This window comes from Myxococcus sp. MxC21-1, from assembly GCF_032612255.1.
Classification (GTDB): Bacteria; Myxococcota; Myxococcia; order Myxococcales; family Myxococcaceae; genus Myxococcus; species Myxococcus virescens.
Window position 1 is genome coordinate 3,465,556 of record NZ_CP123278.1, and the last position, 14,949, is coordinate 3,480,504.

Annotated in this window: 13 protein-coding genes and 1 pseudogene; 7 read left to right on the top strand and 7 right to left on the bottom strand. The window is 68.6% G+C overall.

All coding sequences use genetic code 11. The features are described 5' to 3' along the window. Window positions 1–39: 39 nt before the first annotated feature. The gene (locus tag QEG98_RS15985) at window positions 40–213 is read left to right on the top strand and encodes a hypothetical protein (RefSeq protein WP_316567286.1); all 174 of its coding nucleotides are present in this window, start codon (window positions 40–42) and stop codon (window positions 211–213) included. A 56-nt stretch (window positions 214–269) separates the two neighbouring features. Here the strand turns inward: QEG98_RS15985 and QEG98_RS15990 are convergent, their stop codons facing one another. After that, a complete protein-coding gene (locus QEG98_RS15990; protein WP_316567287.1) occupies window positions 270–1,091 on the bottom strand; it encodes a TerB family tellurite resistance protein in 822 nt (273 codons plus the stop codon). A gap of 53 nt (window positions 1,092–1,144) precedes the next feature. On the opposite strand from QEG98_RS15990, the gene folD reads away from it, so the two are divergent. Then, window positions 1,145–2,011 carry a bifunctional methylenetetrahydrofolate dehydrogenase/methenyltetrahydrofolate cyclohydrolase FolD gene (gene folD / locus QEG98_RS15995; RefSeq protein ID WP_316567902.1) on the top strand — a complete coding sequence of 289 codons (867 nt, stop codon included), beginning with the start codon at window positions 1,145–1,147 and terminating at the stop codon, window positions 2,009–2,011. On the opposite strand, the gene QEG98_RS16000 is transcribed toward folD, so the two are convergent. Next, the gene (locus tag QEG98_RS16000; RefSeq protein ID WP_316567288.1) at window positions 1,984–2,793 is read right to left on the bottom strand and encodes a class I SAM-dependent methyltransferase; all 810 of its coding nucleotides are present in this window, start codon (window positions 2,791–2,793) and stop codon (window positions 1,984–1,986) included. The genes folD and QEG98_RS16000 overlap by 28 nt on opposite strands. 183 nt (window positions 2,794–2,976) lie before the next feature. Here QEG98_RS16000 and QEG98_RS16005 point away from each other — a divergent pair, with 183 nt between their 5' ends. Both QEG98_RS16005 and QEG98_RS16010 read left to right on the top strand, forming a co-directional pair. Continuing rightward, window positions 2,977–3,927, top strand: coding sequence for an ADP-ribosylglycohydrolase family protein (locus QEG98_RS16005; RefSeq protein ID WP_316567289.1), 951 nt, complete (start codon window positions 2,977–2,979; stop codon window positions 3,925–3,927). Window positions 3,928–4,370: 443 nt separating this feature from the next. Continuing rightward, window positions 4,371–5,894 (top strand): sensor histidine kinase, encoded by a 1,524-nt coding sequence (locus QEG98_RS16010; RefSeq protein WP_316567290.1) that lies wholly within the window; start codon window positions 4,371–4,373, stop codon window positions 5,892–5,894. Here the strand turns inward: QEG98_RS16010 and QEG98_RS16015 are convergent. From QEG98_RS16015 to metF, 3 genes and pseudogenes are all read right to left on the bottom strand, one after another. Further along, window positions 5,891–6,500, bottom strand: a pseudogene (locus tag QEG98_RS16015) (DUF2378 family protein). The gene QEG98_RS16010 and the pseudogene QEG98_RS16015 overlap by 4 nt on opposite strands. A 259-nt stretch (window positions 6,501–6,759) precedes the next feature. After that, complete coding sequence (locus QEG98_RS16020; RefSeq protein ID WP_140862291.1) at window positions 6,760–7,182, bottom strand: hypothetical protein; 423 nt, start codon at window positions 7,180–7,182, stop codon at window positions 6,760–6,762. Next, window positions 7,179–8,051 (bottom strand): methylenetetrahydrofolate reductase [NAD(P)H], encoded by an 873-nt coding sequence (gene metF / locus QEG98_RS16025; protein WP_090492954.1) that lies wholly within the window; start codon window positions 8,049–8,051, stop codon window positions 7,179–7,181. The genes QEG98_RS16020 and metF overlap by 4 nt, the downstream gene beginning before the upstream one ends. Window positions 8,052–8,147: 96 nt before the next feature. On the opposite strand from metF, the gene gcvT reads away from it, so the two are divergent. From gcvT to gcvP, 3 genes are all read left to right on the top strand, one after another. After that, window positions 8,148–9,230 (top strand): glycine cleavage system aminomethyltransferase GcvT, encoded by a 1,083-nt coding sequence (gene gcvT, locus QEG98_RS16030; protein WP_316567292.1) that lies wholly within the window; start codon window positions 8,148–8,150, stop codon window positions 9,228–9,230. Window positions 9,231–9,260: 30 nt separating this feature from the next. Next, the gene (gcvH, locus tag QEG98_RS16035; protein ID WP_090492958.1) at window positions 9,261–9,650 is read left to right on the top strand and encodes a glycine cleavage system protein GcvH; all 390 of its coding nucleotides are present in this window, start codon (window positions 9,261–9,263) and stop codon (window positions 9,648–9,650) included. 78 nt (window positions 9,651–9,728) lie between these two features. After that, a complete protein-coding gene (gene gcvP / locus QEG98_RS16040; RefSeq protein ID WP_316567293.1) occupies window positions 9,729–12,644 on the top strand; it encodes an aminomethyl-transferring glycine dehydrogenase in 2,916 nt (971 codons plus the stop codon). A gap of 63 nt (window positions 12,645–12,707) precedes the next feature. Here gcvP and QEG98_RS16045 read toward each other — a convergent pair whose 3' ends face one another. Together QEG98_RS16045 and QEG98_RS16050 are read right to left on the bottom strand one after the other, a co-directional pair. Continuing rightward, window positions 12,708–13,625: a cation diffusion facilitator family transporter gene (locus tag QEG98_RS16045; protein ID WP_316567294.1), complete on the bottom strand. Its 918-nt coding sequence runs from the start codon at window positions 13,623–13,625 to the stop codon at window positions 12,708–12,710. A gap of 27 nt (window positions 13,626–13,652) precedes the next feature. Further along, complete coding sequence (locus tag QEG98_RS16050) at window positions 13,653–14,900, bottom strand: energy transducer TonB (RefSeq protein ID WP_316567295.1); 1,248 nt, start codon at window positions 14,898–14,900, stop codon at window positions 13,653–13,655. Window positions 14,901–14,949 lie beyond the last annotated feature (49 nt).

Sequence of the window (14,949 nt, forward strand, 5' to 3'; positions counted from 1 at the left end):
GGCGGAGAAGAAGAGGAGGCATCGTCCTCCTCGCGGACCTTGGGCGCCTTCGTGGCCCGGGGCGGGGGCGCCGCGGCCTTGCGCTTCGCGACCTCCGCCGCGGCCTTCTCCTGCGCCTCCTTCTTCTCCTGGTCCTTCAACACCTGGATGGCGGACTTGAAGGGGTTGTTGCTGAAAGCCGCTTCCTTCTTCTTGGGGCCGTTGCGCTGCTGACTCATGGCGGAGAGTGCGTCCTCGTCGTGGGCGACTGTGAGGGATGTAATCCGGCGCTACAGCCCGCGCAGGCGCCGAATCTCTTCGTAGGCGTCGCGGATCTGCTGGAAGCGACGGGCGGCCTGCTCGGCGGCCTGACGGCCGAGGTGGGCGGATTTGTCGGGGTGGTGCTCCGCGGCGAGCAACCGGAAGGCTCGCTTCACCTCGACGTCGGTGGCGTCCGGCGTCAGGCCCAGCGCGGCGTAGTGTTCATCCCCGGCGCCCAGGTGCAGGGCGATGATGGCCTGCTCGTCCGCCTCGGAGATGCCCAGGCCCTCGGCGACGCGGCGCAGGACCTCCCGTTCGGAGCGCTGCATTCCTCCGTCGGCCAGCGCCAGCTCGTAGAGCGTGTCCAGCAGCCGGTGCCGCTCGGCCGAGGGGAGCTGGGCATGGCAGGCGCTGACGGCCGCGTCCAGGTCGGGCGGGTGGGCCAGGAAGACCTTGAGGTGGCTCCGGACGACCTCCAGGGCCTCGGGGCCGTAGCCGAGGGTCGTCTGGAAGTAGCGCCGCACCACGCGCACCTCGTCGCGGCGGACCTCGCCATCCGCGTGGGCCACCTCGACGAACACGGCGCACAAGTCACTGGCGAACTGCTCGTAGGGCTCCTCCTCGCGAGGCACGAGCGCCGCCTCCGACGTGGCGTCATGGGCGGACGCGTAGGGGGCGTGGGAGAAGCCGGACAGCGCCTCCGGGTCTTCGGGCGGTAGGGCGTGCTGGGCGTCGTAGTAGCGCCCCGCGAAGCCGCCCGCGATGAGCAGCAGGACAATGGCCCAGGGGCTGCCCACGAGCAGCCCCGCCATCAACCCCAGCATTGCTCCCAGAACTGTTCCTGCGCCCATGGCCGACGTTCCGCTCCCTTTCCGGCGGGGGAGTTTCGCATAGAGTGGCACGGGTGAACGCCCAGTTGATTGATGGCAAGGCAGTTGCGGCGCGCGTGCGAGCGGAGGTCAAGGCGGAGGTCGACCGGCTCAAGCTCGAGCATGGCCTGACGCCGGGGCTGGCCGTGGTGCGCGTGGGGGAGGACCCCGCCTCCAAGGTCTACGTCAATGGGAAGAAGAAGGCCGCGGAGGAGGTGGGCTTCCGCTCCTGGGAGCTCCACCCGGACGAGGGCATCACCCAGGCGGCGCTGCTGGAGGTCATCCACCAGCTCAACGCGGACCCGGCGGTGCACGGCATCCTGGTACAGCTGCCGTTGCCCAGGCACATCGACCCGGACGTCATCATCTCCGCCGTGAAGCCGGAGAAGGACGTGGACGGCTTCCACCCGCTCAACGCCGGCAACCTGCTGCTGGGCCGGTCCACCACCCGGGCGTGCACGCCCTACGGGGTGATGCGGCTGCTGGAGGAGATTGGCTGCGACCCCGCGGGCAAGCGGGCGGTGGTGGTGGGGCGCAGCAACATCGTGGGCAAGCCCATGGCGTTGATGCTGCTCCAGAAGAACGCCACGGTGACCATCTGCCACAGCAAGAGCGACCTGCGCCGGGAAGTGGAGGGCGCGGACATCCTGGTGGTGGCGGTAGGCGTGGCCGAACTGGTGAAGGGCGCGTGGATCAAGCCCGGCGCGGTGGTGATTGACGTGGGGATGAATCGCAAGCCGGACGGCAAGCTCGTGGGCGACGTGGAGTTCGCGGCCTCCGCCGAGCGCGCCTCGTTCATCACCCCCGTGCCCGGTGGCGTGGGGCCCATGACCATCGCCATGCTGATGCGCAACACGCTCGACGCGGCCGTCCGCTACGGTCTGGTGCCTGTCGTCAGGTAGGCCGTGAGGGTGACGCGCTGGGGCCCCGGTCCCAGCTCCGCCTGCGCGTACTCGTGCATGGACCAGAGCAGCGGCTCCCACTGCGCGCCCAGCGCCCTGCGTGCCAGCACGACGGGCGCGCTGGAGCGGGTGGTGGCATCCACCATGGCCGCCGTGGACGGGTAGTCGATGGAGCCTTCCACCTCGTTCACCGTGACGTGGGTGAAGCCCGCGCTGGACATCTCTCGCTGACAGGTGTCGGGGTCGGACAGGGGGATGGCGCCCGGCTGCGATGGCTTCGCGCCCATCTGCTCCCAGAGGCGTGTGTACACGGCGCGCAGCTCTTTCGAGCGCTCGAAGGGCGTCCAACTGGACACGACGGCCCGGCCGCCCGGCTTCAGGACCCGGTGAAGCTCCTGGAAGCCACGTGCCCGGTCCGGGAAGAACATCAGGCCGAACATGGAGAATGCGGCGTCGAACGCGTTCGCCTCGAAGGGCAGCGCCATGCCGTCACCCTCCAGGATGTCGATGTCGAGCTTCGCCTCCGCGGTCCGCGCGCGCAGGGCGGCAATCATCTCCGGGGAGAAATCCACCGCCGTGACGCGGGCGCCGTCGCGCGCGGCGAGCAGCGCGAGCGTGCCCGGCCCCGTGGCGACGTCCACGACACGCGTCCCTTGCACCACGCCGGCCCGGAGCAGGGCATCCCTGGAGAACGTCTCGAAGGTGGGCATCAGCTCGCGCACGTACTCCGGCGCAACCAGGTTCCAGGCCTCGGGTTGGGCAAGGGGCGAGACGGCGGACATGGGGGCTCCTGGACGTGGGGGCTCGGCATGGCCCGGTTCCCGTGGAAGCCTGCATGGCGGGGCCTGAAGGCGCAATTTTGTTGCGACAGCCAGGGCCCCCAGCGTTCAGCGGCGTGCGTCCGCTGTACGCGCGCTCGGGCGTTGTCCTAGCGTGCTTCGCCTCACCGTGGGGGAGGCAACACCATGCCGAGTCGCGAGGAGCAGATCGCCGGGGGAATCTACGGATTGCTGGTGGGGGATGCCTTGGGCGTGCCCTACGAGTTCCACGCACCCGAGCGGATTCCACCGCCCGAGGCCATCGACTTCCAGCCGCCCGAGGGCTTCCAGCGCGCGCATGACGGGGTTCCGCCGGGGACCTGGTCCGATGATGGCGCGCATGCGCTGTGCCTGCTGGACTCGTTGCTCTTCCAGGGTCGATTGGACCCAGAAGACCTGGGCCGCCGTTTGGTGAACTGGCTGGAGTGGGGCTACCTCGCGGTGGATGGCCAGGTGTTCGACGTGGGCATCCAGACACGCACGGCCCTGGCCTTGGTCCACGCAGGGACGCCCGCGCTGATGGCCGGCCCCAAGGGAGAACGAGACAATGGCAATGGCTCGTTGATGCGCGTGCTGCCATTGGCGCTCTGGCATTCAGGCCATGACGCGAAGCTCGCCTCGGACGCGATGACTCAGTCTCGCGTCACGCATGGACACATGCGCTCCCAGGTGTGCTGTGCGCTGTATTGCTTGTGGGCCCGCCGCATCCTCCAGGGCGCGCGTGCTTCGGATGCATGGACGGACGCGGTGGAGACGTTCCGCAAGCTGTATCCCGAAGGCTTCGAGGCTCGCACTGAACTGGACACGCATGTCCTGCCGCCGGGCTGGGAGGCGATTCGAGGCACGGGCACGGGCTACGTGGTGGATTGCCTGCGCTCCGCGCGCCAGTGCGTGGTCGAGCACGACACCTACGCGCAGGTGGTGAAGGCCGCGGTGCGCCTGGGCCGGGATACCGACACCACCGCGGCGGTGGCGGGAGGTATCGCCGGGCTCATCCACGGCGTGAATGGCATCCCGGCGCGTTGGCGTGAGTCGTTGCGCGGGGGCGAGTTGTTACATCCCATGTTGCAGAAGTTGCTCAAGTGCGCCGTGCGGTGAGCTTGACCCGGCTTTGTCCCCACAGATGCAGACATGGACCCTGAGCGGGCCCGCGCGTTTGGCGAGTGTCGTGCCGGGCAGCGACCAGGTCTGTGTGAGCGCCGTGCCGACCTCGGAGACACAGGGGGCGGACGCTGGCCCGCCCACGCCCGCCCAGTGTCAGCCCGTGTGCGTGTTGCTGGCCCCTTCGGGGCAGCGGATGATGGACACCATGCCTACCCCCTGACACATGCCTCGGTTGTTCGACGCTTGTTCAATCCCTGTCGATGGAACGAGCGGGTGACGGTGTGTTTCACACCGTCATCAACGAGCCCCGAGGGCAAGTTGCATGTTTTTGTTGGAACAGTCTGCTTATTCCGACAAGTTTGGATTGCCAGGGGTGTGTAAGGGGATAGGATGGCGACTCATCCGGGGGGGCCGGTATGGCCGGGGTGAGTCACGCAATGATTGACCAGGATGTGGGCGCGCCTGTGCTTCGGGGGCGATTCGGCCATACACGCGGGGAGAACGTGCGGACGGAGGGTACCGTGTCAACGGAGACTTCCGGCAACATGGTGCTCACACGTGGGGTCGACGCGCTGGAGGTGCGGGTGGAGGCACTGCTCGGCGAGCACCTGGAGGCTGTGCGACGGCGGGTGGACTCTCGCTTCGCCGTGCTGATGGTGGGGCAGTGGCTGGTCGCCATCGCGGTGGCGGCGGTGCTGTCGCCCTTCGCCTGGCAGGGGACGTCGCGGGTGGTGCATCCCCATCTGCACGTGGCGGTGGTGCTGGGGGGCCTGCTGTCCGCCTTTCCGCTGGTGCTGGTGCGGCTGCGGGCCGGGGACGTCGTCACGCGGCACGTGGTGGCGGTCGCGCAGATGCTCTGGGCCGCGCTCTTCATCCACCTGACGGGCGGCCGCATCGAAACGCACTTCTATGTGTTCGGCTCGCTGGCCTTCCTGGCCTTCTACCGGGACCCGGCGGTGATGGCGACCGCCACCGCCACGGCGGTGCTGGAGCACTGCCTGCGCGGCATCTGGTGGCCGGAGTCCATCTTCGGCGTGTCGAATCCCGCGTGGTGGCGCTTCCTGGAACACTCCTTCTGGATGGTGTTCGTCAACGGGGTGCTGGTGATTGCGTGCCGCGAGACGCTGGGGGAGATGCGGCGCGTGGCGGTGCAGCAGGTGTTGCTGGAGGGCGCGTACGCGAACGAGCGCGTGGACCATGAGCATGCGCTGGCACGCGTGCGCCGGGAGATGAGCTCCTACCGTGAGCAGGCCGCGCGGGTGGAGAAGCTGGCGGCGGTGGGGCGGATGACGGCGACGGTGAGCCACGAGCTGCGCAACCCGCTGGCCGCGGCCCGCACCGCCAACGCCGTGGTCGTCCGTCACCTGCGCAAGCTGGACGTGACGCTGGCGGACCAGCGGCTCCAGCGCTTCCTGGAAATCATCGAGCGCGAGCTGGCGGTGTGTTCACGCATCTCCTCCGAGCTGCTCGACTTCGCCCGCGAGCGTCCGCTGGAGCTGCGGCCCTGCTCGCTGCACGCGTTGATGGAGGAGGTGCTGGACGTGGTGCCGGGCCGCGAAGGCGTGCGCATCCAGAACAGTGTCCCCCTCTCGCTGGAGTCGCCCTGGGTGGACCGGGAGCTGCTGCGCAAGGTGCTCATCAACCTGGTGCAGAACGCGGTGGAGGCCATGCCCGCGGGCCGTCTGGGCCGGGTGGACGTGTTCGCGGAAGGCGGCAATGGCAGCGCCTTCATCATCCGCGTGTCCGACAACGGCATGGGCATCCCGGAGGCGATGCAGGAGCGCATCTTCGAGCCGCTCTTCACGACGAAGCCCGCGGGCACGGGCCTGGGACTGTCGGTGGTGGCCAGCACGGTGCGGCAGCACGGCGGCACCCTGCGCGTGGAGAGCCGGGAAGGGGAGGGCAGCGTCTTCACCCTCTGCCTCCCGGCGGGTTGCCCCGCCGCCGAGGCCGCCCTCTAGCTCCAGGACACCTCGTACTCGCCATCCAGCAGACCCGTGGCACGCCCACGGATGTGCGTGTCGCGGGCGCCAATGGCGGCCAGCGCCGCGCGCAGCACGCCCTCGTGGTAGCTGTGCGGCATGAAGTCGCGGAACATGGTGAGGCGGCCCTGGCGCTCGCCCATCCACTCCACGTCCCGCTCGCCGTAGCTGACGGCGGTGCTGTAGCCGGACGGCAGGTTGCTGACGAGCCGGCGCGGGCAGCCACCGGACAACGCCAGGAAGCTGCGCCCCACCACCGTGCTCAGGAAGTCCTGCGCGGACCGGGCGCCAATGGTCCGCATGGCCGCCTCGAAGCCGCCCAGCCGCGGCGCCAGCAACCCCGCGGCGCTGAAGGACAGCCGCAGGAAGCTGGTGATGGGGTACAGGAAGAAGGGCACGAAGGCGCGCTCGCGCGAGGCCGCCGGCACCGCGCCGCGGCGGCTTCCCCGCCTCCTTCCGGACCACGTCCAGCGCTCCCAGGAAGAACATGCCCCGGGCGCGGTCCTTCTCCTCCGCGCGGCTCAGCCGCCGAGCCAGCTCCGTCAAAGGTTCAGGCGTTCCCCGCTCGACCTCAAACGCAATCATGGCCACCCCTGCGCTGCGAGGCGGCACTCGACGTGCGCGCCCCTCCTGTGTGGCTACGAAAGTGAGGGAAACCGAGAAAGTGTGAAAGCCCGCACCGCTGCAACCCCGGGGCAGGGGGAGCACCATTGGTGAACAGAGTGGGCGCTGCGTCAGAGGGAGCGCCGGGCTCCAGATGCCAGGAGGCGTGGCCGCGGGCGGTGTGGCCTGAACATCAATTCACGGCGGTTGGCCGACGCTCCAACCGCCGCGTTTTGAACGCTCAGGCCTGGAAGGCTTCGCGAACCCCGTCGCGACGCAAGGTGAAGAGCATCCACACGGCCACCGGGACGCCAATGACGCAGCCGGGAGACAGGATGTAGAGCGCGGTGATGCCGCCCACCGTGGCCAGTCCGTAGCCCTTCAGGTTGAGCGCGCTGATGGCGCCCCAGGCGGACAGCACCCCGCAGAGGATGCCCACCAGCAGCATCAGCGCCAGCGTGGGTGACAGCTCCAGCGTGGACGCCTCCGCGCCCGCGGGGACGAAGGGCGAGGTCACCTTCAGCGCCGCCAGCACGAAACCGGCGATGTTGTAGATGACGTTCAGCACGCCCACGCACAGCAGGAAGAAGGCGGGCGGACGGATGATGTTGAGGACCTTGCTACGCGGGTCGCTTGGGGGAAGCTGGATTCCAGGACCACTCATGAACGGGCTCGCAGTGCGCTCACGATCATCCGCGTCGCCGGGGACTTGTTGAGCGTGTAGAAGTGGATGCCAGGCACGCCGCGCGACAGCAGCTCCATGCACTGCACCGTCGCATGGGCCACGCCGAGCTGGGCCATGGCCTCCGGGTTGTCCTTCACCCGCTCGAGCTGCAACGCCAGGCGCATGGGCACGGTGGCTCCGCACAGGCGCGTGAATCGTTGGATCTGCTCGTAGTTGGTGATGGGCATGATGCCGGGGACGATGGGGACGTTGATGCCCGCGCGGCGCGCCCGCTCCACGAAGTCGAAGTAGAACGCGTTGTCGAAGAAGAGCTGCGTCACCACGAAGTCCAGGCCGGCATCCACCTTGGCCTTGAGATGACGCAGGTCGTCGTCACGGGAGGGCGTCTCCACGTGGCCCTCCGGATAGCACGCTCCCCCGAGGCAGAAGTTGAAATCCTCTTCTCGGATGAATCGCACCATCTCCGATGCGTAGCGGAAACCCCCGGGCGCGGGCTCGAAGACTGTCTGGCCCTTGGGTGGGTCTCCGCGCAGCACCAGGATGTTGTCCACCTTCGCGGCCGACAGGCGCTCCAGCACGGTGCGCAGCTCCGCCGGGGAGTGCCCCCCGCATGTCAGGTGCGCCATCGCCTCGATGCCCGCCTCCTGCTTGATGCGCAGCACCAACTCCACCGTCTTCGCCCGAGTGCTGCCTCCCGCGCCTTCCGTCACGGAGACGAAACCCGGCTGCAGGGTCGCCAGGTCTTCCAGCGCCTTGAGCAGGTTCGCCTCGCCCTCGTCCGTCCGGGGCGGGAAGAACTCGAAGGAGAAGCACGGGTCGGAAGGATTCAACCGATTACGAATCTTCATGTCGGCCCCAGTGTAGACGCTCCGCGTCGTCCTTGATCGGGCAAGTCTCGCGGCTATAGTCCGCGCCGTTTTCCACACCCCTCCAGGAGAATGAAGATGGCCCGGCAAACGCCCCTCAACGCGGCACACCGCAAGCTGGGGGCCCGGATGGTCGACTTCGCTGGCTGGGACATGCCCGTCCAGTACAGCTCCGTCATCGGCGAGCATGAGGCCGTGCGCACCGGCGTCGGCCTGTTCGACGTCTCCCACATGGGGGAGGTGGAGTTCTCCGGCCCCGGCGCCCTGGACACGGTCAACGCGCTCATCTCCAACGACCTGGCCCGCATCGCGGACGGGCAGGCGCTGTATGCGGGCTTGCTCGACGAGCGGGGCACCTTCGTGGACGATGTGGTCGCCTACCGCTTCAGCCCCGAGCGCATCCTCATCTGCGTCAACTCCAGCAACCGGGAGAAGGACGTCGCGTGGATGAAGACGCACGCCAAGGGTGTGGCCCCCGTGGACCGGAGCGACGACTACGCGCAGATTGCCGTGCAGGGTCCCAAGGCCACCGGCCTGATCCAGCGCCTGACGAAGACGGACCTGTCGAAGATTGGCACCTACCGCTTCGCCGAGGGCGAGGTCGCCGGGGTGAAGTGCCTCATCTCCCGCACCGGCTACACCGGCGAGGACGGCTTCGAGCTGTACAGCGCGGCCGGGGACGCGGTGGCCCTGTGGGACGCGCTGCTCACCGAAGGCCAGCAGGACGGCGTGAAGCCGTGTGGCCTGGGCGCCCGTGACAGCCTCCGCACGGAGATGAAGTACGCGCTCTACGGCAACGACATCGACGACCAGCACACCGCGCTGGAGGCCGGGCTGGGGTGGATCGTCAAGCTCGACAAGGCGGCCTTCATTGGCAAGGAAGCGCTGGCGGCGCAGAAGGCCGCGGGCGTGAAGCGCAAGCTGGTGGGCTTCGAGCTGACCGGCGGCGGCATTCCGCGCCACGGCTACGCCATCCTCAAGGACGGCGCGCCGGTGGGGGAGGTGACCAGCGGCACCATGGGCCCCACCGTGAAGAAGGCCATTGGCATCGGCTACGTGCCCACCGAGCTGTCCGCGGAGGGCTCCACCTTCGACGTGGACATCCGCGGCCGCGCGGTGCCCGCCGTGGTGGTGAAGACCCCGTTCTACAAGAAGCCCTGAAGCATTCCCGTTCCAACCAGGAGCAACGACATGGCCGACAACATCCCCGGCGACCTGAAGTACACCCGTGAGCACGAGTGGGCCCGCGTCCAGGGCACCTCGGTGGTGGTGGGCGTCACGCAGCACGCGCAGGAGTCCCTGGGCGACGTGGTCTACGTGGAGCTGCCCAAGGTGGGCTCCACGGTGACGGAGGGCAAGCAGTTCGGCGTCATCGAGTCCACCAAGGCGGTGTCGGAGCTGTACTCGCCGCTGACGGGCAAGGTGGTGAAGGTGAACGACGGGCTGTCGGACAACCCCTCCACCGTGAACACCGACCCCTACGGTGCGGGCTGGATTGTGGAAATCGAGCCCTCGGACCCCAAGCAGGTGGACGGACTCCTGGACGCCGCCGCGTACACCGCCCTGCTCCAGAACAGCTGAGAGTGAAGGGCCGGGGACTGGTTGTTAGGGACGGTCCTCGACTTCTCGACGCACGACTCGCCTGCGAGCCACAAAGCCATGTCCTTGAACTGGAAGTACCAGGAGCCGTTTGCCGGCCGTCACAATGGTCCGGATGACACCGAGCTGAAGCAGCTGCTGTCCGCGCTGGGCGTGGACTCGCTCGATGCCTTCATCGACCAGGCCGTCCCGCCCGCCATCCGCGCCAAGGAGCCGCTGAAGCTCGCGACCGCGCGCGGCGAGCACGAACTGCTGGCGGCCTTGGAGGCCATCGCCGCGAAGAACCAGGTGTTCCGGTCCTTCATCGGCATGGGCTACCACGACACGCACACGCCGAACGTCATCCTCCGCAACGTCTTCCAGAACCCGGGCTGGTACACCCAGTACACGCCCTACCAGGCGGAGATTGCGCAGGGCCGGCTGGAGGCGCTGCTCAACTTCCAGACGCTGGTCATGGACCTGACGGGGCTGGAGGTGGCCAACGCCTCGCTGCTGGATGAAGGCACCGCCGCCGCCGAGGCCATGGCCCTGGCCCTGGCCGTGCACCAGAAGGGCGAGGAGTCCGGCGCGGCCTTCTTCGTCTCCGACGGCTGCCACCCGCAGACGGTGGACGTGGTGCGCACCCGCGCCCAGCCGCTGGGCGTGGAGGTGGTGGTGGGCGACCACCGCACGGTGGACTTGAGCTCGAAGAAGTTCGTGGGCGCGCTGGTGCAGTACCCGACCACCGACGGCGCGGTGCATGACTACCGGGCCTTCGGCGAGCAGGTGCACGCCGCGGGCGGCCTGTTCGTGGTGGCCGCGGACCTGCTCAGCCTGACGCTGCTGACGCCGCCAGGTGAGTTCGGCGCGGACGTGGCGGTGGGCAGCGCCCAACGCTTCGGCGTGCCCATGGGCTACGGCGGCCCGCACGCGGGCTACTTCGCCACGAAGAACGCGTACACCCGCGTCATGCCCGGCCGCATCATCGGCGTGTCTGAGGACGCGCAGGGACGCCGCGCGCTGCGCATGGCGCTCCAGACGCGTGAGCAGCACATCCGCCGCGAGAAGGCGACGAGCAACATCTGCACCGCGCAGGTGCTGCTGGCCGTCATCGCCAGCATGTATGCCGTCTACCACGGCCCCTCCGGGCTGAAGGCCATCGCCGAGCGCGTGCACGGCCTCACCGTGCTGCTGGCGCGCGGGCTGGCGAAGCTGGGCCTCAAGCTGAAGCACGACCAGTACTTCGACACGCTGCGCGTGGAGCTGTCGGCCGCGCATGTGCGCGCGGTGCTGGGAGCCGCCGAGGCGGCGCGGATGAACTTCCGCCGCATCGACGAGAAGACGCTGGGCGTGTCCCTGGACGAGACGACGCGGCCCGCGGACGTGGAGGACATCCTGGCGGCCTTCGCCACCGGCACCGGCAAGTCCTCCGCGCCGGTGTTGGCGGACCTGGTGGGGGACGGCGTGGAGAGCGCCGTGTCGCAGGCGCTGCGCCGCTCGAGCGCGTACCTCACGCACCCCGTCTTCAACAGCTACCACTCCGAGACGGAGATGCTGCGCTACATCCGGCGGCTCGAGGCGAAGGACCTGTCCCTCACGCACTCGATGATTCCGCTGGGCAGCTGCACCATGAAGCTCAACGCCACCGCGGAGATGATTCCGGTGACGTGGCCCCAGTTCGGGCGGCTGCACCCGTTCGCGCCCACCTCGCAGGCGGCTGGCTACAAGGTCATCTTCGAGCAGCTGGAGCAGATGCTGACGCAGGTGACGGGCTTCGCGGGTTGCTCGCTCCAGCCCAACGCCGGAAGCCAGGGGGAGTACGCGGGCCTGCTCGTCATCCGCGCGTACCACCAGAGCCGCGGCCAGGGGCACCGGGACGTGTGCTTGATTCCCTCCTCCGCGCACGGCACCAACCCGGCTTCGGCGGTGATGGCCGGCTACAAGGTCGTCGTCACCAAGTGCGATGAGAACGGCAACATCGACCTGGATGACCTGCGCGCGAAGGCGGAGGCGCACAAGGACGCGCTCGCCGCGCTGATGGTGACGTACCCGTCCACCCACGGCGTGTTCGAGGAGGAGATTCGCGAAATCTGCGCCATCGTCCACGAGCGCGGCGGCCAGGTGTACATGGACGGCGCCAACCTCAACGCGCAGGTGGGCCTCACCTCGCCCGGGTTGGTGGGCGCGGACGTGTGCCACATCAATCTGCACAAGACGTTCTGCATCCCGCACGGCGGCGGCGGCCCGGGCATGGGCCCCATCTGCGTGGCCAGCCACCTGGTGAAGTTCCTGCCGGGGCACCCCGTCATCCAGACGGGCGGCTCGGAGGCCATTGGCGCCATCTCCGCGGCGCCGTGGGGCAGCGCGAGCATCCTGCTCATCTCCTGGATGTACATCGCGATGATGGGCGGCGAGGGCCTCACCCAGGCCACCAAGCTGGCCATCCTCAACGCCAACTACGTCGCCGAGCGGCTCAACGCCCACTACCCGGTGCTGTACCGGGGCAAGCGCGGCAAGGTGGCGCACGAGTGCATCGTCGACCTGCGTCCGCTCAAGAAGACGGCGGGCGTGGAGGTGGAGGACGTGGCCAAGCGGCTCATGGACTACGGCTTCCACGCGCCCACCGTGTCCTTCCCGGTGGCGGGCACGCTCATGATTGAGCCGACGGAGAGCGAGTCCAAGGCGGAGCTGGACCGTTTCTGCGACGCGATGATCGCCATCCGTCAGGAGATTCGGGACATCGAGGAGGGCCGCATGCCCAAGGACAACAATGTCCTCAAGCACGCCCCGCACACCGCGCGTGTCGTCGCCGCGCCGGAGTGGAACCGTCCCTACTCGCGCGAGCAGGCCGTGTTCCCCACGCCGTGGGTCCGCGACAACAAGTTCTGGCCCTCCGTGGGCCGGCTCAACAGCGTCCTCGGTGACCGGAAGCTGGTCTGCTCGTGCCCGCCCATCGAGGACTACATGTCGCCGGAGCCGAAGGCCGCCACGGCCTGACGCCTCCCGCGCATCGGGTGATGCCCTGGGCCGTCTCCCTTGTCGGGGAGGCGGCCTTCGTCTTTACGCGGGCGTGGCCAGTGCGGCGCGGTCCGGCTCCACGTGGACCACCACGTCCACCACCTGGGGATAGGCGCCTTGCAGCGTGCGCTCCACCCGGTCTGCCACTTCATGGGCCTGCGCGGTGGTGAGCTGCGGGTCCACCTCGATTTTGAGGTCCACGTAGACGCTCTCCTCCATGCCGCGGCTGCGCACGTCGCGGCAGGAGCGCACGCCCGGCACTGCCAGCGTGTGCCGCTTCACCTCGTCTGGGTCCAGGCGCGCCGTGTCGGAGAGGATGCCCACCGCCTGCCGGACGATGCCGTAGGCCACCCAGGCCACGAACACCATCACGGCCAGCGCAATCAGCCCATCCGCGCGCGGGTAGCCCAGCCACACCAGCAGCAGGGAGCTCAGCACCGCGAGGGTGACGTAGACGTCGGACATCGTGTGGCTCGCGTCCGCGAGCAGCAGGGAGCTCTTGTACTTGCGCCCGTAGTACCGCTCCACCCGTGTCACCACCATGTTCACCACCAGGGTGAAGGCCATGACGGCCGCCATGGTGCCCGTCACCTGCGGATGCTTGTCGTTGAGCACCGAGTCGAGCGCCATGCGCCCCAGCTCCAGCATGCCCACGCCAATCATCGCGCCAATGCCCAGCGACGCGAGCGCCTCGAACTTGCCGTGGCCGTAGGGGTGGTCCTCGTCCGCCGGGCGTGACGCCACGCCCATGGCCACCAGCCCCAGCACGTTGGAGCCGCCGTCGATGAACGAGTGCAGCCCGTCCGCCGTCACCGCCGCGGACTGGCTGAGCATTCCGAAGAGCAGCTTGGCGCTGGCCACCACCCAGTTGGCCACGAGGATGCCCAGCAGCACCCTGCGGACCTTCCGGTTCCGCTCCTGCTGCGCGAGGTTTCTGTCGGTGAGCGTCGTTGCTTCCACGGGGCCGCACGGTACTTCAGTGCGTGCTCAGTTGGGCTGGCGGAACAGCCGCATCTTCGGGCCGCCGCCCATCTCCATGAAGAAGCCGAACTGGAACTTCACCTTGGCGTCATCCGACAGCAGGCCGGGCGGCGGGTTGGGGAAGGGCTGCGCGCGTTTGAAGGACGACACTGCCTCGAAGTCGAGGAAGTCGAGCCCGCTGCTCTTCTCCACCTGGATGTCCGTCACCTGGCCGCGCTCGTCGAGCGTGATTTGCAGCAGCGTGTACCGGTCCCGCCCCGTGTAGATGCCACCGGTGGGGTCTCTCCGGCGCAGCTGCTCGTTGGGGTTCCAGTGCATGCCCACGCTCTGCTTCACGCGGTTGAAGAAGCTGGCGTACTTCCACTCACGCGTGTTGAGGAGGGTGCCATCGCCTTCCTCGGCGTCCTGCAGGTGGTCGTTGGGCGCGGCGCCCAGGACCTTGTCCATGACGGCGCGCGACGGCGTCAGTGACGCCAGCCCCGGCGCGCCCGCGCGGCCCGTGGAGCCAGCTTCCTCTCCGCCGGTGCCGGGCTGGATGTTGAGGCGCTTGGAGTTGCCCACCACCTCGTCGCTCTCGTTCTGGTTGTTCACCGTCATGCCCGGACCCGGCGACGTCGGGTCCGTCTTCATCGCCACCTCGTTCTTCTTTCGGGCGTCCGGAATCTCGAAGGCGGGCTTCTGGCCACCCAGGGACACGGGCCGGTCGTCGTTGCCCATGCCGTTGTTGCCGGCCATGCGCGGCGGCGTCTGCGCGTCCGTATTCTGGCCTTCTTGATTCTGCGGCGCCGTCCGCTGGGGCATGGCGTTCCGGTAGAAGGGCGTCTGCTCCCGCGCGCGCGTCTCCTTGTCCACGCGGTTGTTGCTCTCCGCGAGGTACTTCGCGTTCGGGTCCACTTCGTCGTTGCCGGGCGCGACGTCCACCACCTGCCCCTTGGGTGTCTCGTCGGGCTTCTTCTCCTCCGGCTTCTTGTCCTGGGCCTTGGGACGCTCCGACGTCTGGGACTTCGTCTGGGGGGAGGCCTTGCCGCGGTTCTTCGCCCATTGGTCGGCGGTGAGCGGACGCACGGCCACGGAGGTGGGCCGCGTCACCTGCTTGCGTGCCTTCCCGTCGCCCTGGAACGAACTCGTCAGCAGCAGGGTTCCCACGTAGACGGCATGGAGGAGCAGGGCGAGCGCAATCGCCGCGGCGAAACGCCCCGCGGACGACCCCTGCCGCCTCCGGCGGCGCCAGTTTGTTGGAGAACCCGTGCTCACGGCGGGATGATAAACCTCCGAACGGGCGGACTAGTCCCGTCGCGTTCGC